Origin of the sequence: Mesotoga prima MesG1.Ag.4.2 (assembly GCF_000147715.2) — a bacterium.
GTDB classification, from domain to species: Bacteria; Thermotogota; Thermotogae; order Petrotogales; family Kosmotogaceae; genus Mesotoga; species Mesotoga prima.
This window is the reverse complement of record NC_017934.1, coordinates 1,137,749-1,163,118: the sequence shown is the minus strand read 5'-3', so window position 1 is coordinate 1,163,118 and position 25,370 is coordinate 1,137,749. Positions and strand designations below refer to the sequence as shown.

Here is a 25,370-nt window from a genome sequence, read left to right as displayed (position 1 = left end):
ACTCCCTTAATGAAAACATATCGTTAAGTGATCATCTCATTTAAGTCCGATGCGACATCACAAATCGCTATATGCTTAGCCTAGTCGCAAGAGGCGGAGACTCCTAGAAGCCGCCAGTACCGCCTCCTCCTCCGCCACCGCCGGAGCCTCCACCACTGAATCCTCCGCCGCCTCCGGAGCCTTTGCTCGAGGCGGAATAGGCTGCTCTGGTAACACCCGTAAAAGAGCTTACAGCATAGGCAGTAACGGGATAGTACATGTATGGATGTCTGCTCTGCTCGTTCCAGACATCTTCCGGAACAATCTTGTTCAGGTTCTTTCTAACGGTGTCCGCTATTCCAAGAGCGGTTGCATAGACGAGATACTCCTCCCAGAGGATGATCGATTCGGGCGGCTTTTCATTGAGCAGAGAGTAGTCCTCGAGATAGTTCTTAAGCCCGAGCCACTTCAGATAGAAGAGCCTTCCCTCCCTTGTCCATCGACCAAATACATCCTTCGGCAGGACCATCACTATCCAGCAGAGAACCCAGATTGCACCGAAGAAGATAAGAGAGAAGATTCTCAAAGGCGCAAGATCGGCGCCTGAATAGAAAGCGAGGAGGATCACACAGACTACGAACATAAGTATGGAGTAACCTTTGGCGATTGCGTTTCCCTTCAGATCAATAAGATGCATCCCCTTGACCGAGTCGTGTACTTTGCTCTTGTACTTTGAGAAATCGCTCGTGAAGATCCTTGCTTCCGATTGCTTCTTAGTAACCGTCTTCTTGACTGCAGAGAAATCGAATACGTTTCCTGTGTCGTACTTGTCTAGAAACTCTAGGAATGCAGCTTCTGTAGGCCTAAGCTTTGAAACGTCGCGGTTCTTTATAACAATTCCCTCAACCTTGTCGCCTTTGCCCTTCTCGAAATCGATGTACTCCCTCCGATAAAGCTCCATTATTGTAGATCCAATCCCGTCGTTGTCTACCATACCGGCCAGGTTCTTGACCGCTGCGTTTATGACATCGGGCGCGTGTTGTGTCGGCAGATCTCGTTCATATTCCGCGTAATATCCAACGTCTATTTCCCTGCCAAGCTTCCTGTGAGCAAGAATGAAAACAAAGGGCGTCAGCAAACCGATCGCGATCGGGATTATCCATTTTCCAAAGAGGATCTTTCGCCTGACTCCGCTCTCGACCCCGTCTATGTAATTCTTGTCAAAGGCTCCGCCCAAAGCAACATTTCTCATATTCATGGCCATCGCTTGATCTTTAGGAATCACTGCTCTAAATTCAACATATGTTAGTGGAGGCACATTTGTAACCTCCAATTCATAGGTATTTCCTTCTCTATATACTTCAGCATCGGGATGTGTATAGAATTCAAGGATCTCAAGATTCTCAGGAAAGACTATTGTAGCTGTGATTTTTTTGACCCAACTTGCAGTATCTTCGCCCCATATCTTCCTGAAAATCTGAGCTATATCTGTACCGACTTCTACAGCTCTTCTTACCGTGTACTTGTAAGTAACGCTTACTCTTTCTTCTCCCTTCACAGGAGATACCGCACCCGTGTTATACGGGACAAACCAAATCCTTACAGATCGAGCGTCCTGAGAACCAAACGACTCGATGTATTTGATCTCTTTTCCAACTGCAGTTACTTCAATCGCGCTGTACTGACTTCCGGCCCTGTCGGCAGGCAGCTCTCTATAAATGCCTCTATATGGTTTCTTGAAAACGTAGTCGATCGTCTCCGTGACCGTCAGAAGACCATTTTCATCTATTTCCATGAGCACATCTGCTTTCTCGATTGAAGTGATTGATGAGAAAGTATCTGAAATACCGCTGCTGAAAATGATGACAACGATCCCCCACGTAATCAACCCAATAATTAAACCAATAATCACTCTCGTAACAATCTTCTTCACAAAAGCCCACCTCCCCTGGTTGGATTGTACACTATCGTACCTAGAATTATTCAAGTGAGTCAGTCTGCTAACGCAGGCCTGCCAGACTTCGTCTCGCGAGAAGAGGTGGGAGAGAGAAGAGAGAGAGAGAGAGAGAGATGGAGAAAGAGAGAGATAGAGAGAGAGAAGAGAGAGAGAAAGAGACGATGAGACTGAAGAGGCGAGATCCCGTACAGGAGCACTACGGGGTTCTGTCTCTTTTTTTGTGTAAACCCCTTTTTTGTTACGGGATGATACCCCCAAACGTCATCCCGAACTTGTTTCGGGATCTTTGTTTTTTCTTCGCATAGGGTGGTGGACCGTTGACGGACAACGTTGTCTTCACAGTGTTCAGCGGGTTTTGGTTCTTAAGCGTACAGCAGTTGTTTGGGTGAGATCCCGTACAGGAGCACTACGGGATGACAGAAGAGGAGCTCGTCCGGGCAGACTTTCCCTTCACGTCATCCTGACAATGCTCCTGGTCAGGATCCCTGCCCCTCGAGAGATCCCGTGCAGAGTCATCACGGGATGACAATTTCAGACGATTATGCAGTTCTCTTGTAGGGGCGAACGGCCGTTCGCCCGAAGGAGGTCTTGGTTGGAATCTCTGCCTTTTACGCGAATAAGGGACGATAGGAGCCGGTCAGTCCCTATTTTCGCTCGCAGCGCTCAGCGGGTTCTTGTTCCTAAGCGTCCGTCGGCTTTTTGATGGGAGATCCCGCACAGACGCACTGCGAGATGACAGTCCTTCACGTCATATGAAAAGCTCCTGTTAAGGATCTGGGCTTGGGTCTCAGCGAAGGACGGGTCCATGATCTGGGACGAACCAAGGACGGCTCTTCACAGCGCTCAGCGTCTGCTGGCAAGCCTCCTGTGGTTCTTTGATAATGATTCAATTTACTCAAGAGGCAAGGTCGAAAAGTTAATTACTGTCGGTGTTCCTTCAGTATCCGGGAGAGAAATAGGCACAATCTCCAAAGTAAAATCGCTGCCAGGTTCTAGAAGCAGAGGGGTTTCGATCTCTGTGTGATGCGTCTTCGTGGAAAAGAGTGTCTCTGTTCCCATCATTACTGAGACGTTAAATGCTAGGTTCTCTGCTTCAAGGGCGAGTGCAGGTTCAACACCAAAGATAATTGCCATTGGAATTGAATAAGGATAATCCTCCTGGCCGTCAAAGGGCGTGATCCCAAATGGGAATAGGTCCCATAGAGCTATCCACTTCTTTACTGCATCTCCTAATGCTCCACATTCCCCCGTTACGTTGATGTTGTCTATTCCAGTGTGGTCTGGCCTAACGCACTGATAGGTGTACTGTGATTTACCAGCGTCATCTGTCTTTAGCTTAACATCTGATTTCGGATGGAGACCGGTAATGTTCAGGGTGAGATCACAGTTCTTGGCTGGCTTTCCGTCTTCTTTCGCAACTGTAACTGTGACTGTATGAGAACCGGGAGAGATATTGACATCATATGGCGGATCGATAGTAAGCGTGTAGTCACAATCGCATTCAATATCTGCGGCCTCCATTATCGCATCAAAGTGTTCAGTTAGAGGCTGGGCTCCACCCCAGGTCTGAGCCATTATACTCGGAGGGCTCCCTTCAGGCTGAGGATTATCATTGACGTAGTTCCCATCCTCGTCATTATGATACTCGTCATCCAGACCCATCATGTGTCCCATTTCATGAGCGATAACGGGACCTGTGTCGAGGCTGTCCCACTCACCCGTCGTGGTTTCTGTCGATCCAGGAGTCGGCAGAGGAGTAGCTACCCAAGAGGTATGGCTACTTTTCACTTTTTTAACTTCTACAACATGGGCGTCATCCGGTGGCTGAGCCCCTTCTGCGAGGACGGAGAAATCAAACTCGAATTTCACACTACAGCATCCGTCTCCCCATTCACGTGAATCGTCAGCCCCATTCCAAATTGCTTCGGCATCAGTCTCCCATGCTTCAACCTGTGTTTCCGAGGCTCCTGCACCATGAAAGACCACTTTCACAGTGACAGTGTATTCGCAGGGTCCACCAGAGACAGTGGTTGTTTGTGGTGAAAAGCTCGTCAACGGATATTCGGCAGGGTAGTAAGCGTTGAGGATAACTTCGGCAAAGTCTGAAAGCAAAACAGGCGGGATACTGTACATCATAACGGTATCTTCAGTCAAAAGATTCACTAAAACAGACTTTCCCGATTCATCTCCGCTCAGCAGAAATGCTACAGCTATGAGAGCCCTGATAGTTAGATTTTCGTCATCGAGATAATCCTCCAGATCATCAAGAGTTGACTGGTCGAGCTGATTTCTTTGAAGAGCATAGGCTGCAGCCCATCGATTCAAAGGATCGTCGTCTTCAAGAAGATTCAGGAACCTCTGGATATTGTTCGGAACCAGCAGAATAAGCTCTTCACCATGTCTAAAGGATAATGGGGTAAGCGGGTCTAGCTTATCAATGATGATGCCAATCTGATCCAAAACGAAGACGGCTTTGATAGTCTTGCTCTTGTCCATAGTCACGGTCGTTGTAGTTGAATCAGGCGTAGAGACTTCACCTTCCCACGAGTCGAATTGCCAACCGCTTTCGGGAAATGCTTTTACTGTAACTACTTGGTTCTTATTAAATTCATGGACTCCTTCGGATGGATCCGTAGTTCCACTGCCTCCTATCTGAATTGTGAGAGCGTATTTTAGGGCGGGACAACTAACAAGAAAGATGATTGCTAAAGAAAGCACAATCAAGAAAAGAAATGTTCGACGCATTGTAGCACCCCCTTCAAATTAGTGAGCGCTTGATAGGAATCAATCGAGGTTGGAAAATGTAGGACACAGCAAATGACTGCTTGACAAAGTGATTATACATTAGTAAAGGTGTACGTCAAAGAATTCGAACCTCACCTCTTTACACCAGTCGAAGAACTGGGTATCGAGCATGGAGTCTCGGGTCTGGTGAAAAGAAACGGTTTGCTCTACAAGAAGTGTTATGGAGCAGTATGCAAAGGCTATCATCCTGTATAGGCTTTTGGAACCCTCTCACACTGTCATCCCGAGCTTGTTTCGGGATCTTTGTTTTGCTCCTCTCGGAAAACGGTGGACCGTCGACGGACAACGAAGCCTTCGGCAGCGTTCAGCGGGTTTTCGTTTTTTAGCGTATAGCGGTTCTTAGTGCGAGATCCCGTACAGGAGCACTACGGGATGACAATTTCAGACGATTATGCAGTTCTCTTGTAGGGGCGAACGGCCGTTCGCCCGAAGGAGGTCTTGGTTGGAATCTCTGCCTTTTACGCGAAAAAGGGACAGACCATAGGAGCCGGTCAGTCCCTATTTTCGCTTACAGCGATCAGCGCTTATTTGATCGGGATGCTGAAACAAGTTCAGCATGACTGAATGCGGCGTTTCCGAAATGACCACACACTGTCATCCCGAACTCGTTTCGGGATCTTTTTTTCTTCTCTGAAGACGGTGGACCGTTGACGGGCAACGTGATTTTCATCAGCGATCAGCGTATTTTAGCAAGCGTCCAGCGGTTCTTCCTTAGGTTAGACAATGACTGACAAGGACCTTCCAGAGTCTTCAAAGCAAAATGAGCGGATCATTTCGAACATAAGGTAAAATACAGAGTATAGGCTAGGGGTGAGGCATTTGGAATTTAGAAAGATGAGGAGATCGGATAAGGAGGTTCCCGAAAACGAGGCTCGAGAAATGCTCAAAAAGGGTTCGTTTGGAGTTCTTTCGACTGCCGATATGAATGGAATGCCTTACGGGGTGCCGGTAAATTATGTGTACGAAGACGGTAGGATTTTCATTCACTGTGCTTCTTCCGGGCACAAACTCGATAACATTTTTCAAAACAGCCATGTTTCCTTTTGTGTGGTCGAATACGCGAAGGTGATTCCTGAGCGTTTCTCTACGAACTTCCGCAGCGCAATTGCTTTCGGAAAGGCTTCAATTGTTGATAATGATGAAGAGAAGATCGAAGCCCTGCTGAAGCTGGTTTCAAAGTACTCGTCCGACTATGTACATGAAGCAATCAACGAAATTAATAACTCTCTGGAAGCCACTTCCATTATCAGAATAGATGTTCTTCATTTGACGGGAAAGTCCGCAAATGGATAGTTTTTCTATTAAGGATTAGCAAGATAGCTTCTGGATGAAATTATGTTCGGTAAATTCGAGAACTGCTAGTTGGGGATTTGATCGGATTGCGCAGTTTCGAGTATTTCGATTCTTCTGACTAAAGAAGCCATCTTCTTGTTATAATTCCGATGAATGATCTCTCTGGAGGCGATGGATGATGAACAGGGACACAATTATTAGAATAATAATTGGGGCAATAATGGTTCTTCTCGGTATTTTCACAATATTCGTAAAATCCTTCACTTTGAATCTCTGGCTTTTACTCATATGGATTCCCGCAGTATTCATGGAGTACAGAGCCTTCTCTGGAAGGGACAGGAATCTCTTCGTCCCGGCGGGAGTACTGATTACGATAGCGGTAATTCTAAGTCTAAATGTTATCTTCCCGGGTTTCATTACCGAAGGCGGTTGGGCACTGTTTATCGCCGCACCTGCTGTGGGTCTTTTTCAATCTTACTTCGGAAGAGAAGAGAAAGACAAAGGTGTTCTGACGGCAGCTTCTTTCTTGTCTGCTTTGTCAATACTGTTCCTGCTTATATCGGTTGCACCCACAGTGCTGGGAATTTTCATTGGGATAGTGTTGCTCGGAGTCGGAGGTTTGGTAGTTTATAAGAATCTGAGAACAATTAGAAGATAGGAGGAACATACATGAAGGCCATGATTTTAGCAGCCGGGGCCGGAACGAGATTGAGACCGTTGACAAACAGGCTACCGAAACCGATGCTCCCGATCATTGAGAAACCGGTTATCGAATTCATATTAGAACTCCTTTCGAAGTATGACGTAAAGGAGATCATGATAAATGTCTCGCACCTTGCAGGCGTTCTTCAGAATTATGTGAGGAGTGGATATAGATTCGGGGTAAGGGTTGGTTATTCATTCGAAGGTCACTTTGAAAAGGGGCAGCTCGTCCCTGAGCCGGTAGGATCTGCCGGCGGGCTGAAAAAGATCCAGGAAGAGTCGGGTTTTTTCGATGAGACGTTCGTGGTACTCTGCGGTGATGCGATAGTCGACTTTGATCTGGCCGAAGCCTTCGAGTTTCATAAGGCCAGCAGATCAGTTGCCACAATTGTCTCCAAAGAGGTTCAGATGGACAAGGTTTCTAACTACGGGATAATCGTATCTGACTCTTCTGGCCGAGTCGAGTCCTTTCAGGAGAAACCGCCCGCAGAGAAAGCAAAATCCAACCTTGCAAATACGGGGATATATATCTTTGAGCCTGAGGTTTTAGAGTACATTCCAAAGAATCAGTTCTTCGACATAGGGGGAGAGTTGCTTCCACTTCTCGTCCAGAAAAAGGAAAGGGTTTTCTCCCTTGATACAAAGATAGACTGGTACGATATCGGGCGCAATTCAGATTATCTCGAAATACTCGCGAAGGCGCTTGAGGGAGAAATCAAGGGATTCAAACCTTCTGGAAAAGAAGTGACCAAGGGCCTTTGGAGAGGTACAGGATCGCTCCTCGAAAAAACGACAAAGATAATAACTCCGGTTTATATTGGACCGGGATCGGTAATAGAGAAGAACGTGAAACTGGAAGGTCCGGTAATGATAGGCGCAAATTGCAGGATCCATGAGGATGTTGAACTAAGCAATGTCTTCCTTGGGGATTACATCAGGATAAAGCCGGGTTTCAAGGCGAAAAATCTTCTTATTACTCCGGAGTATTATGTTGGGTCCGATGGAAAGGGCGGAATGATAGCCGACTCCAATCTGAAGCGCTATGTCTCTGACGTTAGAACTATGGAGGCCAATCCCGCTGACAAGTAGAGAGGTTTCTCATGCTACAATTGTCCATACGTTTTTTTGAGGAGTAGCCACATGTTGAAGATTGTCAGAGTCACTAGCCGGCTGGATAGGAAAGAATTCACTGATCTGCCAGAGAGTTTGTACAGAGATTATCCGCTCTGGGTCCCGCCTTTTAGCCATGAAATGAAGGCCCTACTGAAAAGCAGAGGATCACAGCTTCTCGCAAATGGCCCTCATGTTTTTTTCATCGCGAAGGATGATAACGAAGTTAAGGGAAGAATCGCCGTTGGAATAGAACAGGTAATGAACAACGAAAAGTCAGTAAAACACGCTTACTTCACATTATTCGAATCGGTAGACGACAGGGAGGTTGCCGAGGCGCTTCTGAGGACTGCCGAAAGTTGGGCGAGGAACAAAGGAATGAACTATCTGAAGGGGCCCGTTTCTCCAACGAACGGAGATGACTACAGAGGACTCCTGGTTGACAACTTCGATGACCCTCCTGCCGTATTGATGCCATACAATCCTCCTTATTACGCAAGCTTTTTCGACAGTTTCGAGATCTATCTGAAGTATCTTGGTTTCCAATATGACCTCGCAAACGTTATCTCAGAGCGAGAGATAAAGTTCACAGAGATCGCCATGGATCGCTACAAGTTTAGAGTGGAAGAGGCAAATTTCAGAAGAATAAGGGAAGTTTCGGCCGATCTTCAGAAGATTATGGAGGAATCGATTCCAAACTGGGAGGAAGATATACTGCCCCCTACATACGACGAGCTATATGACATGGCAAAGACGCTTAAGTTGGTGGCCGATCGAAGAATGGTGATTATTGCAAGATCAGGAGAGAGACCGATCGGCTTCTTCGTTGCGCTTCCGGACTTCAGCCCGATTATTAGAGAGATCGAAGGAAGACTCCTCCCATTTGGCTGGTACAAATTCCTCAGGCTGCGGAAGTCACTGGAACGAGCGAGGGCAGCCATCCTCTTCGTAGTTCCCGATTACAGAAACAAGGGAGTACCTTCGGCGATGTTTTTGAGGGCTTACAGAAACATACAGAACATGGGTTTCAAGGAGATAGAAGGTTCCTCAATCAGTTCCATGAATTTAACCATGATTGCCAATGCGAGGCGCGCCGGCGGAAAGGAATACAAGCATTACATCGTTTACGGAAAGAGTCTGTTGAAGAGGCCCCTTTCTCTCAGTGAGATATATGGCCCCGCGGCGAGTAGGTATGTTCCAAAAGGCCAACGGAACTCTGAAAGAGTTCTTGAAAGGATCTGAACTCAGCGGAACTCTGCGCTTCAAAAGGCTTCTGCCAATGAAGATACTCAAGGAAAACGAGAAGCCTCTTGTAAATAGTGAGGTAGTTCAGATCTCGCTCATCTCGAAAGTCACCGGCTCTGTATGCTGCCAGGACCGCCCCCAGAAGACCCGAAGGCGAGTAGGCGATCACCCTTTCGACTTCGAGAAAGTCAGCCATCTCTTCGAGAACCGATGAGACTAGCTTGCTTGTCCCCATGTATGGCCTTTTCAACGTACTCTCCAGCCAGGGAATGAATTGTCGGTAGTAATGGTACTCGGCGCACTCGCCTTTTACTCCGTCAAGTCCCAGTAGTTTCAGGGCTTCGATTCGAGACTCACTGTCAAGGGACAGGAAATGGTCCCGCAACGGATCGTCATCCCCGAATATGAAGTATTTTTCGCCCCGTAAGACTTCATAAGCCTTCATCGTATCGAGATAACCACAAATAAGATAATTCTTCGAGACTTCGGAATCGAACGTCATGACTGTTCCAAACTGTTCGGAAGGTTGAATGAGCGTCACATCCATTCCGTCGGTAAACATATTTACGTAAGCAAGAGAGTCTCCGAAGTACATGCCAATAAGGTCAACGGCTACGACATCCCTGTGACCCCTTTCTTTCGCCATGAAGAGTGGAAAATTCGAGTAAACACCGCCGTCTATGAAGACCTCTCCATCTATCTCTTCTCTTGTGAAGGCAGGGAAGTTTGCGCTTGCCAGAACAAAGTCAACAAGCTTTCCTTCTGGTATGGAGGCTTTGTAAAGAGCATAGGACTTCATTTCACTCAGTGAGTAGAGTACGATTCCAAGTTCAATCTCGCTCTCTCTTACCTCTTCCTCAGCAATGAGCTCCTTCATCTTGTTTCTCAACGGTTCTATATCAATGCCATTGTTCGAAGTAAGAGCCCTCATTGCAGATGCCAGTTCAAGAGTGTCAAGCTGCGCAATATTCCCCTGAATCAGTTCATATAGTTGCGGAGAGGCATTCATGAGCTCTAAATAATCCATACTGCACCACAAGTCTCTGGCCGCCTCAAATCCTTCGCTTATCAATCCGGCGGCATTCAAGGCCCCGACAGAGGCCCCATAGATCCCCTCGATATCCTGTCCAAGATCCAGCAGAGCTCCATAAACCCCGATCTCGTACGCCCCTCTACCTCCGCCACCTGAAAAGACGACTGCAACGGGCATGGAAGTACTTGCAACGGCAAACAAGAGCATAATGGCAACAATCTTTCTCATAATCCTTCTCCGGTGTTGGTTTGGATTCGGAAAAGCTGAATTGATGATATTATTATACATTGGAGAGGAAAGACTCTTGAAATGCTTTTCGGAAATTCATCGCACTTTCCCCTGAAATGTTGTATGATATTAAGTTAGTTTAGCGGACTAGAGAGGCGATTGTTTTGATAAGAGACTTCTTGAAACACAACTGGCCAAGGTATCTCTATGGTTCAATCTTTCTTATTCTTGTCGATCTGCTCATGTTGGTTACTCCAAGAGTGATAGGAATGATTGTAGATGAGATCAGGGGTGGCGCCCAAGATCTTAACCTCGTCGGGCTATTGATACTGGCCGTGATAGGCGTAGCTTTTGGGCTGTTCATAACTAGATTGCTCTGGCGCATATTCATAATGGGAGCGGCTCGGAGATTCGAATACTATACTCGGAAGACCCTTTTCGAGAAACTTCTTACGCTTTCACCGACGTTCTACGACAAGACTAGAGTAGGCGACCTGATGGCCAGATTCACAAACGATGTCAACGCCGTTCGAATGGCTATGGGCCCGGCCATTGTAATGATCATAGATGCTGTCTTTCTGGTTACAGTCACAATCATCGCCATGGGACTATTTACGAACTGGAGTTTGACATGGATCTCGATTGCCCCTCTCCCAGCTCTCGCGGTTGTTTCTACGTTTTTCGGAAAGATGATCCATAAAAGATTCAAATTGGTTCAAGCTTCCTTTTCCGATCTAACCGATACGATAGAGGAATCGATTTCGGGTGTTCGCCTGATAAAGAGCTACGGTATAGAAGACCTGAGAAACGAGACTCTCACGGAAAAGTCGAATCTCTACGTGGACAAGAATATGAATCTAGTCAAAGTCTGGGGAATGTTCTTCCCGTTGACTCAGACCCTCTCGATGCTGGGCTCTGTACTGGCCACGCTGTTCGGTGGACGAATGGTAATACTCGGGCAGATAACTCTGGGAGAGTACATAACATTCACATCATATCTTGGAATGCTTGTCTGGCCTATGACCGCGTTTGGATGGGTTATAAACATTATCCAGAGAGGAAGGGCCTCCTACAGAAGGCTTATGGAAGTCCTTGAAGAAGAGAACAATATTACTACGAACGATCCAATCGAAGTCGTGAGCTTTGAGGGCCACGTCGTGATGAAGAACCTGACCTTCACCTATCCCACTGGTACAAGACCGGCGCTGGAAAACATTGATTTCGAAGTTAAACCGGACTCCAAGATAGCCATAGTAGGAACGACGGGATCCGGCAAATCGACAATGGCAAAGCTTATAGCCAGGCTGTATCCCGTTGAAGAGGGGATGCTTTTTATCGACGGTGTAGATATCAACAATCTTAGACCCGAAGCGATTAGAGACAACGTTGCGTATGTTCCACAGGAGACATTCCTATTTTCAGAGACAGTAGGAAACAACATTCGATTCGGAAATATGGAGATCTCGGATGAAGAGGTCGAAAGGTACGCTAAGGTTGCCTCGATTCATGAAGATATTGAAGGTTTTAGCAAGGGATACAAAACCATTGTTGGAGAGAGAGGCGTAACGCTTTCCGGAGGTCAAAAACAGAGAATCTCGATTGCAAGAGCCCTGATTAAGGAGGCGCCTCTAGTAATTCTTGACGACTGTCTTTCCGCCGTAGATACCGAGACAGAGGCTGAGATTCTGAAGTCCCTTAAAGAATCCGAAATCAACAGGTCGATAATCGTTATTTCCCACAGGCTGAAGGCTGTTGTGGATTCCGACGAGATATATGTTCTCCATGACGGAAGAATCGTGGAAAAGGGAGCCCACGCGGATCTCGTAGAGGCCGGAGGGTTGTATCAGAGGATGTACGAGAGACAGATGCTCGAAGAAAAGCTCGAGGAGGAATAGTCGTGGCAGAAAACGTTTATAGCGAAATAGAAGAAAAACTCAAAGTTGAAGACTGGCGGGTAGTCTTTAGACTTTGGAAGTACACAAAGCCATACGTTCCTATTCTTATTCTCGCATTGGTTTTGATCGCTGCCTCGACGGCTCTCGACCTGCTGCCTCCACTGCTTATGAGAAAGGCAATAGACGATTACATGGACAATCAGTATTCTCTCGTCGTTGTCGAGGAGGGCGATTCATACAGTTTTGTCCAGTCGGAAGAGGGTACCTTTTATCTTCAACAGGACGAGTCCGGAATGTATAGCGTTACCGATGGGACGACCACTTATCCAATTACCGAAAAGCAGCTGACCGAACTAAGAGTTGAGGATCTCAATGGGATAGGACAGATCGCAATTTTCATGAGTCTGATTCTCTTTTCGCTTTTCTTCGTCAATTATGGACAGGTCTACGCGACATCTTACATGGGGCAGAAGATCACACACGGAATTAGAGTCGATCTCTTTCGACACCTGATCAGAGTCCCTATGAGATTCTTCGATACCAACCCCAGCGGAAGGCTTGCCACAAGGGTGGCAAACGATACGGAGAACCTTGCCGAGTTCTTTACCAGTGTTATAACATCTATGGTGAAGGATGTTCTTTTACTCGGCGGAATAATCATAATAATGCTCAACCTCTCGACGTATCTCGGCTTGATAACGGTGGCAATTCTCCCGGTGATTGCCGGCGCGATCTTTGTCTTCAGATATTTCGATAGAGTCGCATATAGAAAGGTAAGAACCCGGCTCGCAATAATCAATGCATTCCTCGCCGAACACATCTCCGGGATGTCCATAACACAGCTTTTCAATCAGGAAGAGAGAAAAAAGAAGGAGTTCGACACCGTCAATAAGAGCCATTTCAAGAGCCTGATGGAGCAGCTATGGGTCTTCGCCATTTTCAGACCGCTGCTTGACCTCCTCTACTACGTAACGATAGCGATTGTTATTTGGTTCGGGGTAAAGAGCATTATTGGAAATACTCTCGCCTTCGGAGTACTGGTCGCCTTCATCTCATATATTGACATGTTCTTCCGGCCACTTCAAGACATCGCAGAGAAGTACGACATCGTGCAGAATGCAATGGCCTCTGCAGAGAAGATCTTCAAGTTGATGGACGAAGAGGAAGAGAAATATAATTCGAACGAGTCAGGAGTCAAATCACTCGAAGGCACGGTAGAGTTTGAAAATGTAACTTTCGCATACGACGGCGAGCACAAAGTTTTGAAGGATATAAGCTTTTCGGTTCGTCCAAAAGAAAAGATCGCCTTCGTCGGAGAAACCGGCGCAGGAAAGACTTCAATAATAAGTATCCTCACAGGGCTTTACAAGATTCAGTCGGGGAAGATAAAGATAGATGGCAGGAACATCTACGATTACAACCTTCAGAGTTTTCGAAAGAAAGTCGGCGTTGTTCTCCAGGATGTGTTCCTCTTTTCCGGGAGTATTCTCGACAACATACGCCTCTTCGATAAGACCATCAGTAGGGAAAAAGTGATCGAAGCGGCGAAGTACGTTTATGCGCACCATTTCATAGAGCGTTTGCAAGACAAGTACGACACAGTTATTCTGGAGAGAGGCGGAACGCTCTCGGCCGGTGAAAGACAGCTAATAGCTCTTGCAAGGGCTGTAGTTTTCAATGCTGATATTCTTGTTCTCGATGAAGCCACTGCAAACGTCGACACGGAAACAGAGGCGCTCATTCAGAGGGCTATGGAGAGGATATCAAAGGAAAAGACAATGATCACGATTGCCCACAGACTTTCGACGATCAGAAATGCCGACAGAATCATGGTGATTCACAAGGGCATGCTTGTAGAGTCAGGAACACACGAGGAGCTGCTTTCAAAGGGCGGAATATACTCGGATCTTTACAGGCTTCAGTATGAGCTGGGTGATATCGCCTAGGAGTCAGAGCGTTCTTCGTGATCGCTGTCATCTGTTGTCTCTTCAGGTTCTATCCCTTCAATATCGCTGAGGTCAATCATTGAGCTGGGCAGGTCGAGTTTCAAAGGCTCGGCTTCTTCTCTCTTCTTTCTCGATCTCAGTTGAAGAACCGGGAATTCGTAGGGCCTGGTGGCCATTCTTCTGCCTACTGTAGACATTGTGTTGAAGAAGACCTGAGTAACGGTCTTGATCTTAGGTGTCTGTACACGCCTAAGAAGAAGAAAAGACAAGAACCTAAACGATGCACCGACCAAAAAGATAACCTGGATACCAAAGAACTCCATTCCAAAAATCGTAATGCTCTTGCCCTTAAGATAAGAGGCTATGAATCCTCCCAGCAGGGAACCACCGAGAGCACCTATGCCGTTGAGAAAAGCCTGTACTGCAACGTACGACTCAACGGAGTAACCTCTAATCATTCCCATCATCATCGTGAAGAGACAGAGGTTTATTGCGCTCCAGACAACTCCAGTTACGATGGCATCTACCGGTAAGAGAAAGACCGCTGTTTGTGGAGTCACAAACACCCACATCAGTGCTAGACAAGTCGCCCCGAGAATCCCAAATTCCGCTACCGACTGATGACCTATTTGATCGGATATCTTTCCCCACAATACATACATCAGCATGGAAGTGAGAGAGGCGACTATGCTCAAAATGCTCAGATACGAGTAACTGACTTTAAGATTGACCAACTGATGGTATGCGTAAAATGGGCCCGAAATAGTTATCGCAAAATTCCAGACAAAGGCAAATTTGAGGTACTGCCTGAACTTGAGATTCGAAAATACCTCCTTGAACATTCGTCCACGGCCAAAGGTCTTTACGGGCGGTGCGTAGTGCATTTTCAAAAGGAATATTGTTGTTATCGCAAAGGCAGTAGCCATAGACGTCACAATAATGAATCCGAGAGAGCCTTCGTAACGGTCGAGGATCAATGAATACACAGGTGTGATCAGCATTGTGCTGAGTGAGAGAATCAGGTTCCTCCTACCGTAATACTTTCCCGTCGTTTCCGGATCAATCACGTCGCCCATTATAGATGCCCAGAACGTCCCCACGAGTGAGTTGCCAAAGGCAATTAAGCCAAGAAGAACAAGGAGCAGTGACTGAGCTCTTATCCCTAAAGCAAGGGTAACTGGAATAAATGCAATAGGAATTCTACCGAGGAGCGCACTGAAAAGCATAGCCTTCTTTCTGTCTTTGAACAGCTTCAAGACAAGAGGCGCGGCCAGCTGAACAAGCTGCGCCAGCGTTGGTAGAACGCCGATTATCGCTATTAGCATCTCCGACGCGCCGTACTCGAGAGCAAGTCCGGTAACGATGAAGCCCTGAGTTACAAGAAATGCGAGATTGAAGAAGGAGCCTTCAATAATCGCGAGTTTTCTTGTTCTTCTGTATTCGTGTTTGTTGTAGCCCAGGTAGTCGTCCATTATTGCTCCCGTCGAAATCAAAATGAAGTAGATTCATTTGAGAGTTTAACACCGAAAGAATCGTCCGTGTCGCTTTATCGAAACTGTTGCGTTTCATTTTTTAGAAGTGTCTGAAAAATACCTCAAAGCAACTCCTCATTTATCCCGCGAACGATGTGTGCCTTCTCGTTATCTCGACAAGCGTGGCGGACTCTCGACATGCTGACTCTTTGTCATCTCTTTCAAGGGAGTAGATTCTGAAACAAGTTCAGAATGGCGCGAAGGGTAGGATATCGATTACAGGGTATGGGGTCTCTGGTCTCGAGTCTTGGGTCTCTAGGTGGTGAAAAGAAACGGTTTGCTCTTGATGTGTTATAAAGCATTAGTGTTTTACTCTGAACAGCTCGTTGACTCTTCCTGAAGTGCTCTTGTTCAAGAGTTGTGTACAGGATCTCGCTCCCAAACCTCTTTTTCTTTTTTCGCTTCCTAGCGTGCAAGCGCAGCATCACTTCAACGTGTCCTCCTACGGGCATCACATCCCGACGAGGCCGGTCTTGCCTCCTGCCGGAGTCAGCAGCAGTTCTGCTCTTCATCTTAGAGAACAGCTTCACGATCTAAGACAGTAAACCAAGGGCAGCTCGTAATTCAAATGACGAGATTAGACGTTCTTATTTTTTGCCTCCAACTTGCAAATGACAACTTCTAAATGTTCTTCCCGGAGGAGTCTAAAAAGAGTTATCAGCGGTAAAGCGGAGAATTACTCTCATCTGGATCGTTCGAGGCGAAGTCGTCAAACGTAGGACGAGAGGTGGGGTAACACACATAGCATCAAAAGATCAATGGAAGGACGAGTGGGGTGGTTGTGTGTCTATACAGCGCCTCAAAACTGAACAATGAGTAGCATAATTAAACAGAGAAGCAAGATTGTCTTCTTATGAATTATCTGAATCAAAAAATCCAATTTTGGATTTTGAGATGTTATGTAGTATACTTTAATTAAATTAATTACGACTTAATTGGAGACCATGCATGACATTTTTGACTATTGGTCAGTCGCCGCGAGATGATCTTGTTCCTGAATTAATTCGAATAATTGGAAAGCCTTTGGAAGTCAAAGAGGTCGGCTTGTTGGATGGTATGGAAGTGAAGGATTTTGTCACGCCATTCTCCGAGAAAGATCTTTTGGTAAGCCGCTTACGAGACGGTCGAGAGGTTGAACTTTCCGAGGAATGGGTTAGAGAACAACTTCTAGCGTTTGAAGTCAAAGAAGCGACAGTGCTTTTGTGCACCAGTGAGTTTAATATAGTTAAGTATATTGAGCCGTATACGGTCATTAGATCTTTCTTACGCTCTCAGGGCCCTTTCGAAAGTCTAGCAGTAGTTGTGCCTGAGAAGAAGCAAGAACCGCTTGCACGGAGATGGAAAGGACTTTCTACGCGACTTGAGGTCTTCAGCTTTTCGCCTTATGAGGGAAGCCCCTCAATACCTAGCGGTCTTACCGATTCAAAGTATATCTATCTTGATTGCATGGGTTATGGATTGGACCATGAGTCAAGGATTCAAGAAGTCGCTTTAGGAACAGTTATTTCAGCAAGAAGAATCGTGGGGGAATTTCTTCGCACCATAGTGTGAAAAGGAGGTATTGTATGAGAAAGTATTTGGTAATTCTGCTCCTCGTAGTCGTACTATCATTCTCGGCTTTTGCAACGGACAAGTATGATTCGGAACTTGTTGTTGGAACTGACCAGAATCCGACGACAATGGATCCGGCGATGTATCAGGATTTGGCTTCGTCGCAGGTAATGAGAAATGTCTTCGAGACGCTGGTCGCTTACACTGCCGATGTCAAAGAGATTAAACCAGTAATTGCCGAATCTTGGACGGTGAGCGATGATCTCAAGGTTTGGACATTCAAACTCAGAGAGAATGTCTTCTTCCAGAAGGGGAAGTTCCAAGACGGGCGTAACGTGACTGCCGAAGATGTGAAGTATAGCTTCGACAGAGAGATGGAGATCTCTCCGATGGTGAGAATATACATGATAGACACCATTGAAGTTGTCGACACTTATACTGTCAAGATTACTCTTCAGTATCCTTATGCTCCATTCCTTACCGTGCTTACCGACATTGGAGCAGCTATAGTTCCTAAAGAAGAAGTCGAAGGCTGGGGCGACGAATTCGTGCTTCATCCGATCGGCTCTGGTCCGTACGTTTTGAAGGAATGGGTCAAGGATGACCACATGTCCTTTGAGAGATACGAAGATTACTGGGGTGAAAAACCCTATGTGAAGAATCTTACCTATAAGTTCATCCCAGACAAAGCAGTTTTGACTCTTGCTCTTCTAAGCGGACAGGTAGACATTTCAAGCGATATTCTCGATCAGGACATTCCTAAGGTAAAGGCCGATCCCAATGTCGAGGCAATAATGGTGGGGGGAAACAACATCTATGCCGCTTACATGAACGCTACGAAGGGCCCGACCACCGATCCCAAGGTAAGAGAAGCGATTTTCAAGGCAATAGATGTAACACAAATAGCTAAAGTCATCTTCCCGAATGAGAGCGGTGTTCCTGCATACGGGCCTATCCCTCCCGGATCGTGGGCATACAATCCGGATGTTCAGGATTTCTACACTCCTTACGATCCCGAAGGCGCGAAGCAGATCCTTAAGGACGCCGGATATGCAGATGGACTTAAGCTTAAGATGTATACTTCCGACGACCCGAATAGAAGAAAGATGGCCATCGTTATGCAGTCGATGCTGAAGCAGGTCGGAATCGATCTCGAAGTCATTTCTCTCGAGTGGGGAAGTTTTGTTGAAGTATCCAGTAAGGGAGAAGCAGACATTTATGCAATCGGTTGGACATGGTATCCCGACCCCGAATTCTTCATGTACTACATGTTCCACTCTTCGACTGCGGGAACTTATGGAAATGGCGGTAGATACAACAACCCCGAAGTCGACAAGTACATAGAGCTGGGTGAATCCTCTGCTGATCAAGACGAAAGGATTATGTACTATAGGAAAGCGGAGGAACTCGTGATGAAAGACAGGATCTTTTTCCCAGGCTATCACAAACTCGTTGTCATGGGCGTTAGTGACAAGGTAAAAGGCTTCACGGTTTCTTCGGATATGACGATCAGAGTATTTGCACCGGGAACTAACGTTTACGTAGAATAGACTCTCGTTTTGTTGCGGGATGGAGCTTTCGCTCCATCCCCTTTTGAGGGAGTGGTATTGTGAGAAAGTTCATTGTCAGAAGGTTGCTCCAGATTGTTCCCACACTGTTCTTTGTGCTTTTGACGGTTTTCTTTTTGATGAAGCTTATTCCTGGAGATCCTGCGGCGGTTCTTTTAGGACCAGGCGCCAGGGCTCAAGATATAGAGCGCTTCAGAGCCGAGCTAGGGCTCGACCAGCCTGTTTTCACTCAGTTTGCGCTTTATTTGAAGAGGGTGTTCACAGGTAATTTTGGTAAGTCTCTCATATATAAGCAGGATGTAATCTCCCTGATTGTAGAGAGGCTTCCGACAACGCTTCTTCTGAGCGTTAGCGCTCTATTCATTGCTTCTATAATCGGGATACCGGCAGGCATTCTTGCCGCAACTAAGCACGATAGTTTTGTGGACTTCAGTATAACGATTCTCTCCTTGGTTGGAATCTCTGTTCCAATATTCTGGTTTGGGATGATACTGATAATAGTCTTTGCATTGCAATTGGGGTGGCTTCCCGCGGTTGGAATTGGGAACATCTCGAACGGACTTTGGGATGTTGTAAAGCATATTATTCTGCCTTCTACCGCTCTTGGAATTCAGTCCATGGGAATCATAACCAGATTCACTCGATCGAGCATGTTAGAGGTTCTCAGGCAGGATTACGTGAGGACCGCGATGGCAAAAGGATTGAAGAACAGGTTAGTCCTGTATAACCACGCACTTAGAAACGCCCTTGTTCCTATTGTAACGGTCATAGGTTTGCAGCTTGGCACATTGCTTGCCGGTGCAGTTTTAACGGAGACCGTCTTTGCGCTGCCGGGATTGGGCAAGCTGATGATAGACGCAATATTGAGAAGAGACTTCTTGCTAGTACAGGGTGAAGTCTTGGTCATTGCCTTCATATATATACTTGTCAATTTCATTGTGGATATGCTCTATGCCTTTCTCAATCCGAAAATTAGGGTCGCTTATGGAGGATCACAATAATGAGAGCTGCACAATTCTTGAGGAGACTCCTACGTAGCAAGCAGGCTGCTGTGGGGCTTTTTGTGATTTTGGCAATCCTGGTGCTTGCCTTGTTCTCACCACTGATTGCAACACATGAAGTTGAGGATATGGACTTCATGCACATCTTTGCTCTGCCCGGAGAAGGGGGCCACTTGTTTGGAACGGATGACTATGGTCGTGACCTTTTCAGCAGACTGGTCTATGGTAGTAGAGTGTCTCTAATGGTTGGTATAGTAGCTGTGGGCATAGGTTCTCTTCTCGGCACAGTAATCGGTGTTATAGCCGGCTTTTTCGGAGGTCTGGTCGATTCGATAATTATGCGAATAATGGACGCTCTGTTGTCTTTTCCATACGTTCTATTGGCCATTGCAATGATGGCGGTTCTCGGCCCAGGACTCTTCAATGCGATGCTCGCTATCGGCATTGTTATGATACCTAGCTTCTCGCGAGTTGTTAGGAGCGCAGTCCTGACTTACAGAAACGAGGAGTTCGTTACTGCGGCGAGATTGATGGGAGGATCAAATCTCTGGGTAATCATGTTTCACATCCTGCCGAACATCATTCCAACAATAATCATATATGCTTCTTTGAACTTCGCCGGTGCGATAATCAGCGAGGCAACGTTGAGTTTTCTGGGCCTTGGGATTCAGCCGCCAACACCTTCTTGGGGAAGCATGTTGAGCGAGGCCAAGAATTATCTTCAAACCGCTCCAAATATGGCGATCTTTCCGGGAATTGCGATCCTTGTTTCCTGTTTGGGATTCAATCTTCTTGGAGATGGTTTGAGAGACGTGCTAGATCCCAGATTGAGGTCGTGAAGGAGGTTATATGGACAAGAAAAGGGAAATAATCCACACTGTTGACAAAATTGCTAGCGATGTAATTGAGCTGGGCAAAAAGATCTTTGGCTTCTCTGAGCTCTCTTACGAGGAATACAAGTCTTCTGAGGCTCTAAAGAGTTTCCTTAAGGCCTCTGGATTTGAGGTTGTCAGCCCGGCTATTGAGGAGCTGCCCACTTCCTTTATTGCGAGTTACGGTAACTCTGGTCCGAAAATAGCCCTGATGGCCGAATATGATGCGCTGCCAGAAATTGGCCATGCTTGTGGTCACAATCTGATCTGTACCACTAGTATTGCAGCGGCTATCGCTCTTAAGGAAAGCGGTGCGATCGAGGAAACTGGAGGTTCTATTGTTGTCGTAGGTTGCCCCGCTGAAGAAAGGGGAGGAGCAAAGAGGGTTCTTGTTGAAAAGGGCGTCTTTGATGATATGAGCGCTGCTCTGATTATTCACCCCGCTTCAATGAGTACGGGTTTTGACATTTCGTATGCTTTGAAGACGTTCTCAATAAAATACTTTGGGAAACCGGCTCACGCTGCTGCGGATCCTGCGAAGGGCGTTAATGCGCTCGATGCTGTGATTCAGATGTTTAATGGTATTTCTGCACTGCGTCAACAGCTTCCAGAGAAAGTTCGGATACACGGAATAATAACGAATGGCGGGCAATCCTTCAATACAATTCCCGATTATACAGCTGCCGAGATTGGAATAAGGGCATTGTCTATTGAAGAGGTCGACGTTGTCTCTGAGAAGTTTAGGAAGATAGTTCAAGCAGGGGCGTTGGCTACAGGCTGTGATTTCGAGCTGAAGCAAACCGAGCAGATGGAAGAGGTCTATGTAAACGTTCCAATTGCTCGACTCCTTGACAGTAATTTCGAGCTCGTCGGTGAAAAGACAACTATGAGGACGTACGAACAGGGAGTTGGCTCTACGGATGTAGGTTCTGTCACGCACGTTTTGCCTGCGATACAGGGGTACATAGATATTACCGAGCACCGGGACATTCCGACGCATACAAGGGAATTTGCCTCTTGTGCGAATTCAGAGTACGGCTACAATGCAATGATAAGAGCAGCGAAAGCAATGGCACTTACAGTCTATGATCTTTTGTCTGACAGATCCTTGTTGGAAGAAGTAACAGATTATTTTAGAGAGAGAAGGAAAGAGTTTTGAGCCATGTTCTTGAGGTAGAAGACCTAACGGTTGAGTTCAGGTTGCCTGAAGGAATACTGAGAGCCCCGGACGGTATTAGCTTTTCGGTGGGCGAAAGGGAGGTGCTCGGGATAGTCGGCGAAAGCGGTTCCGGCAAGAGCGTGACTGCGCTTTCACTGATGGGTCTGATACCTTCTCCTCCCGGCAAAGTAAAAGCTGCCAAGATGGAATTCATGGGGAAAAATCTTCTAAAAGAAGTAGAGGAGATAAGGGGAAAAAAGATATCTATGGTCTTTCAGAATCCCTTGAATTCACTCAACCCCTCGATGAAGATAGGAGCTCAGCTGATCGAGGTGCTAGTTAACCACATGAATATGACAAAGCCAGAGGCGAAAGAGAAGTCGATTGAGATTATGAAGAATCTTGGAATTCCATCGCCGGAGAATCTCATGAACCGATACCCTTTTGAGTATAGCGGAGGTATGCGCCAGAGAATCATGATTGCCATGGCAATGCTTTGCAATCCAAAGCTCCTGATTGCCGATGAACCGACTACGGCTCTTGACGTGACAATTCAGTCTCAGATTCTTTATATGTTCCGCGAACTGAAAGAGGAGTTCGAGACTTCTTTGATTTTCATTACACACGATCTCGGAGTCATCGCGCAGATTGCAGACAGAGTGATGGTTATGTACGCTGGGAAACAGGTCGAGAATGCGTCCGTCGAAGACATTTTCAAGAATCCGAAGCATCCTTATACTCTCGGTCTACTTGATTCTTTACCTAAATTGATTCCCGAGAAGAGAAAGCAAAGGCTTCTTTCCATACAAGGGAATGTTCCAGGGTTGCTGAAACCCCCTAAAGGCTGTCGATTTCACCCAAGGTGCAGTAAGGCAATGAAGATTTGCACTGAAAAGGAACCGCCTGCATTCTCCGTGGGTTCATCTACTGTCTGGTGCTGGCTTTACGGTAGAGAGGTTGCAAATAATGAAGCTGCTGGAAATTAGAAACCTTACAAAGAGATTTCCTATAGAGGATAGTATTTTCGGGAAACCGGTTAAGTTTCTCAAGGCAGTTGATGACGTATCCTTCGAAGTCGATAAGGGCGGCGTTTTCAGTTTGGTAGGAGAAAGCGGCTCCGGAAAATCCACCATTGCAAGGTTGATATGTGGTGCTTATCAGCCATCATCTGGTGAGATTCTGTATAAAGGAAATCCAATCGGAAGAACAAAGACCGATTACAGAAACATCCAGATGATTTTTCAAGATCCGGATGCTTCGCTTAACCCGAGAAAGAATGTCTTTTCGATTATCGAAGAGGGGTTACGAATTCACAGATTGGGGAATCTACGGGAGAGAAGAGAAAAGGTTTTGACTATTCTCGACTCTGTCGGCCTGGATCGTTCAACGATAAAAAAATTCCCTCACGAATTAAGCGGCGGGCAGAAGCAGAGGGTCTCTGTCGCAAGATCGCTCATTTTGCAGCCGGAATTGCTGGTTTTGGATGAACCCACCTCGGCTCTTGACGTTTCGGTTCAAGCACAGATGTTGAACCTTCTTGGCGACTTGCAGAAGGAATTTTTGCTGACTTATGTCTTCATTACACATGACCTAAAGATCGTAAGTCAGATTTCGGATCACGTGGCAGTTTTGTATCTAGGAAACATCATGGAAATAGGACCGGTAGATCGGATAATTGATAATCCCCTTCATCCGTATACTCAGGGACTGCTTGAGTCTGTCCCTCAGCCTGATCCGAGTAAGAAAGCAGCGAATGAGATTCTTATGGGTGAAATACCCAGTCCCGTAAATCCGCCCAAAGGCTGCCCGTTTATCACTAGGTGCCCAAAGGCTTTTGAGGCTTGCGCGATAAAACCAGAACTCAAGGTTGTCGGGGACAGAAAGGTAAGATGCCATCTTTATGACACAGGAGGTAATTCCAATGCTTAGGCAGGTAATGGATGTTCTTGAGATTCTCGATAGCCCTTATGCAAACGGGAAAGAAGTTGCCGAACTCTTCATACCATACGAAGGCGTTATTGTAGAGATCGAGAAAGTTGGCAGCGAAAAGGGGAGCACCGACATCGTTCGAATTCTAATCGAAGGAGAGGATCCGTCACTCCCAGTTCTTGGAGTTATCGGACAACTTGGTGGAATCGGAGCAAGACCTGAAATGATTGGTTTTGTCAGCGATGGAGATGGTGCTGCGGCTGCTCTTGCATTGGCTTTGAAGGCTGCTCAGGCGAGCGATAAGGGAGACCGACTTCCCGGAAATCTCTATGTTGCCACACACATCTGCCCAGATGCGCCGACACAGCGACACGAGCCTGTTCCATTCATGGGATCGCCTATAGGAACAAGGCAGGCGCTGCAGGCAATGCTCAAGAGGCGCCTTGATGCAGTGATTTCAATCGATACGACCAAGGGAAACCGATTGATAAACTGGAAAGGTATAGCTATAACGCCAACTGTGAAGGAAGGATATATACTCAAGGTCTCAGATGATTTGCTGGATATTTGCGAATCCGTTACTGGTCAACCTGCAAGAGTCTTGCCGATCACAATGCAGGATATTACGCCATATGGGAACAGAGTTCATCACATAAACAGTATTATGCAGCCCTGTACTTTATTAAGCGTTCCTGTGGTCGGCCTTGCAATAACAACAGAGCTGGCCGTTCCTGGATGTGCAACCGGTTCTTCACACGAACTCGACATAGAGTTGGCTGCACGTTTCTCTTTAGAGGTCGCAAAACGGTTTGGGCAAAACAAGTGCAAGCTCTTTGATCATACTGAGTTCGAAAGAATCAGCGGACTTTATGGCGACATGTCGAGATTGGTGTTTTCAACAGAGGACCTTGAAAATGACTGAGCTTGACAACATTGGAAACAAGCTGAGATCACTGCGGCAGGCCAGAAAAATCAGTATAAAAAAGCTGGCCGATACTTCAGGTGTGAGCTCCAGTCTGATAAGTCAAATCGAACACGGAAAGGTCTCTCCTTCATTGAATACGCTGAAGAAGATTCTCAACGCTATGGGGGAAACAGTTATTTCGCTCGTGCAGCAAAACTCATCTGAGAACACAATGAAAGGCCTAATAAAGCGCGAAGACAGGATGACCGTCACGGTCGCTCCAGGTCTTTACTACGAGGTTCTTTCAGCACCCAACAAGTCATATTCCATGTTTATTTCTTATTTGAGTCCTGACGCTGGTACAGAGGATTTCTTCATCCATGAGGGCATTGAGTCGGGAATTATGCTGAAGGGTAAGATTGAGCTTCAGCTTGGAGATAGTACCTTGATTCTCGAAGAGGGAGACAGCATAACCCACAGCAGCACTATACCCCATAAGTGGAGAAATCTAGGAGACGAAGTAGCGATTGGGATCTGGGTGGTGTGTCCTCCAAGCTTCTGAGAAGTTCTCTTCTCTCTTCCTGGTATCAGTCTCCTTGAGACATTGCGGAAGACTTCATTCTTGACTTTGCAGAGGAAAGACTTGTCACAAACTTTACAA

Annotated in this window: 20 protein-coding genes; 16 read left to right on the top strand and 4 right to left on the bottom strand. The window is 46.4% G+C overall.

Translation table 11 applies throughout. The features are described 5' to 3' along the window. Positions 1–103: 103 nt before the first annotated feature. The gene (locus tag THEBA_RS05605) at positions 104–1,912 is read right to left on the bottom strand and encodes a DUF2207 domain-containing protein (protein ID WP_014730802.1); all 1,809 of its coding nucleotides are present in this window, start codon (positions 1,910–1,912) and stop codon (positions 104–106) included. 915 nt (positions 1,913–2,827) lie between these two features. Then, positions 2,828–4,681, bottom strand: coding sequence for an InlB B-repeat-containing protein (locus THEBA_RS05600; protein WP_014730801.1), 1,854 nt, complete (start codon positions 4,679–4,681; stop codon positions 2,828–2,830). A gap of 498 nt (positions 4,682–5,179) precedes the next feature. Here THEBA_RS05600 and THEBA_RS14785 point away from each other — a divergent pair, with 498 nt between their 5' ends. From THEBA_RS14785 to THEBA_RS05580, 5 genes are all read left to right on the top strand, one after another. Next, positions 5,180–5,305: a hypothetical protein gene (locus tag THEBA_RS14785; RefSeq protein ID WP_269078284.1), complete on the top strand. Its 126-nt coding sequence runs from the start codon at positions 5,180–5,182 to the stop codon at positions 5,303–5,305. 255 nt (positions 5,306–5,560) lie between these two features. After that, on the top strand, positions 5,561–6,034 hold the full coding sequence (locus THEBA_RS05595; RefSeq protein WP_014730800.1) for a pyridoxamine 5'-phosphate oxidase family protein: 474 nt from the start codon (positions 5,561–5,563) through the stop codon (positions 6,032–6,034). Positions 6,035–6,209: 175 nt separating this feature from the next. Then, positions 6,210–6,692: a hypothetical protein gene (locus THEBA_RS05590; RefSeq protein WP_014730799.1), complete on the top strand. Its 483-nt coding sequence runs from the start codon at positions 6,210–6,212 to the stop codon at positions 6,690–6,692. An 11-nt stretch (positions 6,693–6,703) separates the two neighbouring features. Then, positions 6,704–7,825 carry a sugar phosphate nucleotidyltransferase gene (locus THEBA_RS05585; protein WP_006492836.1) on the top strand — a complete coding sequence of 374 codons (1,122 nt, stop codon included), beginning with the start codon at positions 6,704–6,706 and terminating at the stop codon, positions 7,823–7,825. Positions 7,826–7,876: 51 nt separating this feature from the next. Beyond that, positions 7,877–9,088 carry a GNAT family N-acetyltransferase gene (locus THEBA_RS05580; protein ID WP_014730798.1) on the top strand — a complete coding sequence of 404 codons (1,212 nt, stop codon included), beginning with the start codon at positions 7,877–7,879 and terminating at the stop codon, positions 9,086–9,088. Here THEBA_RS05580 and THEBA_RS05575 read toward each other — a convergent pair. Beyond that, positions 9,006–10,352: a patatin-like phospholipase family protein gene (locus tag THEBA_RS05575; protein ID WP_014730797.1), complete on the bottom strand. Its 1,347-nt coding sequence runs from the start codon at positions 10,350–10,352 to the stop codon at positions 9,006–9,008. The genes THEBA_RS05580 and THEBA_RS05575 overlap by 83 nt on opposite strands. A gap of 164 nt (positions 10,353–10,516) precedes the next feature. On the opposite strand from THEBA_RS05575, the gene THEBA_RS05570 reads away from it, so the two are divergent. Together THEBA_RS05570 and THEBA_RS05565 are read left to right on the top strand one after the other, a co-directional pair. Then, positions 10,517–12,247: an ABC transporter ATP-binding protein gene (locus tag THEBA_RS05570; protein WP_014730796.1), complete on the top strand. Its 1,731-nt coding sequence runs from the start codon at positions 10,517–10,519 to the stop codon at positions 12,245–12,247. Between the two features lie 2 nt (positions 12,248–12,249). Next, the gene (locus THEBA_RS05565) at positions 12,250–14,193 is read left to right on the top strand and encodes an ABC transporter ATP-binding protein (protein ID WP_014730795.1); all 1,944 of its coding nucleotides are present in this window, start codon (positions 12,250–12,252) and stop codon (positions 14,191–14,193) included. Here THEBA_RS05565 and THEBA_RS05560 read toward each other — a convergent pair. Next, positions 14,190–15,665: an MFS transporter gene (locus THEBA_RS05560; RefSeq protein ID WP_014730794.1), complete on the bottom strand. Its 1,476-nt coding sequence runs from the start codon at positions 15,663–15,665 to the stop codon at positions 14,190–14,192. The two genes, THEBA_RS05565 and THEBA_RS05560, sit on opposite strands and share 4 nt — an antisense overlap. Before the next feature lie 1,008 nt (positions 15,666–16,673). On the opposite strand from THEBA_RS05560, the gene THEBA_RS05550 reads away from it, so the two are divergent. From THEBA_RS05550 to THEBA_RS05510, 9 genes are read left to right on the top strand one after another with little or no spacing between them, the layout of a single operon-like run. After that, on the top strand, positions 16,674–17,276 hold the full coding sequence (locus THEBA_RS05550; protein ID WP_014730793.1) for an AroM family protein: 603 nt from the start codon (positions 16,674–16,676) through the stop codon (positions 17,274–17,276). Between the two features lie 14 nt (positions 17,277–17,290). Beyond that, complete coding sequence (locus THEBA_RS05545; RefSeq protein ID WP_014730792.1) at positions 17,291–18,826, top strand: ABC transporter substrate-binding protein; 1,536 nt, start codon at positions 17,291–17,293, stop codon at positions 18,824–18,826. 59 nt (positions 18,827–18,885) lie between these two features. After that, positions 18,886–19,845, top strand: a complete 960-nt coding sequence (locus tag THEBA_RS05540; protein WP_014730791.1) for an ABC transporter permease — start codon at positions 18,886–18,888, stop codon at positions 19,843–19,845. Then, on the top strand, positions 19,845–20,684 hold the full coding sequence (locus THEBA_RS05535; RefSeq protein WP_014730790.1) for an ABC transporter permease: 840 nt from the start codon (positions 19,845–19,847) through the stop codon (positions 20,682–20,684). Before THEBA_RS05540 ends, THEBA_RS05535 begins: the two co-directional genes overlap by 1 nt. A gap of 10 nt (positions 20,685–20,694) precedes the next feature. Then, positions 20,695–21,876: a M20 family metallopeptidase gene (locus THEBA_RS05530; protein ID WP_014730789.1), complete on the top strand. Its 1,182-nt coding sequence runs from the start codon at positions 20,695–20,697 to the stop codon at positions 21,874–21,876. After that, the gene (locus tag THEBA_RS05525) at positions 21,873–22,862 is read left to right on the top strand and encodes an ABC transporter ATP-binding protein (protein ID WP_014730788.1); all 990 of its coding nucleotides are present in this window, start codon (positions 21,873–21,875) and stop codon (positions 22,860–22,862) included. The genes THEBA_RS05530 and THEBA_RS05525 overlap by 4 nt, the downstream gene beginning before the upstream one ends. Then, on the top strand, positions 22,843–23,805 hold the full coding sequence (locus tag THEBA_RS05520; RefSeq protein WP_014730787.1) for an ABC transporter ATP-binding protein: 963 nt from the start codon (positions 22,843–22,845) through the stop codon (positions 23,803–23,805). Before THEBA_RS05525 ends, THEBA_RS05520 begins: the two co-directional genes overlap by 20 nt. Then, complete coding sequence (locus THEBA_RS05515; RefSeq protein ID WP_014730786.1) at positions 23,798–24,727, top strand: DUF1177 domain-containing protein; 930 nt, start codon at positions 23,798–23,800, stop codon at positions 24,725–24,727. Before THEBA_RS05520 ends, THEBA_RS05515 begins: the two co-directional genes overlap by 8 nt. Next, positions 24,720–25,271, top strand: a complete 552-nt coding sequence (locus THEBA_RS05510; RefSeq protein ID WP_014730785.1) for a helix-turn-helix domain-containing protein — start codon at positions 24,720–24,722, stop codon at positions 25,269–25,271. Before THEBA_RS05515 ends, THEBA_RS05510 begins: the two co-directional genes overlap by 8 nt. The last annotated feature ends 99 nt before the right edge of the window (positions 25,272–25,370 follow it).

Coding starts and splice junctions, on each gene's coding strand:
- THEBA_RS05600 (WP_014730801.1), bottom strand. CDS start 4,681: ATGCGTCGAACATTTCTTTTCTTGATTGTGCTTTCTTTAGCAATCATC.
- THEBA_RS05590 (WP_014730799.1), top strand. CDS start 6,210: ATGATGAACAGGGACACAATTATTAGAATAATAATTGGGGCAATAATG.
- THEBA_RS05585 (WP_006492836.1), top strand. CDS start 6,704: ATGAAGGCCATGATTTTAGCAGCCGGGGCCGGAACGAGATTGAGACCG.
- THEBA_RS05580 (WP_014730798.1), top strand. CDS start 7,877: ATGTTGAAGATTGTCAGAGTCACTAGCCGGCTGGATAGGAAAGAATTC.
- THEBA_RS05575 (WP_014730797.1), bottom strand. CDS start 10,352: ATGAGAAAGATTGTTGCCATTATGCTCTTGTTTGCCGTTGCAAGTACT.
- THEBA_RS05560 (WP_014730794.1), bottom strand. CDS start 15,665: ATGGACGACTACCTGGGCTACAACAAACACGAATACAGAAGAACAAGA.
- THEBA_RS05550 (WP_014730793.1), top strand. CDS start 16,674: ATGACATTTTTGACTATTGGTCAGTCGCCGCGAGATGATCTTGTTCCT.
- THEBA_RS05545 (WP_014730792.1), top strand. CDS start 17,291: ATGAGAAAGTATTTGGTAATTCTGCTCCTCGTAGTCGTACTATCATTC.
- THEBA_RS05535 (WP_014730790.1), top strand. CDS start 19,845: ATGAGAGCTGCACAATTCTTGAGGAGACTCCTACGTAGCAAGCAGGCT.
- THEBA_RS05530 (WP_014730789.1), top strand. CDS start 20,695: ATGGACAAGAAAAGGGAAATAATCCACACTGTTGACAAAATTGCTAGC.
- THEBA_RS05520 (WP_014730787.1), top strand. CDS start 22,843: ATGAAGCTGCTGGAAATTAGAAACCTTACAAAGAGATTTCCTATAGAG.
- THEBA_RS05515 (WP_014730786.1), top strand. CDS start 23,798: ATGCTTAGGCAGGTAATGGATGTTCTTGAGATTCTCGATAGCCCTTAT.
- THEBA_RS05510 (WP_014730785.1), top strand. CDS start 24,720: ATGACTGAGCTTGACAACATTGGAAACAAGCTGAGATCACTGCGGCAG.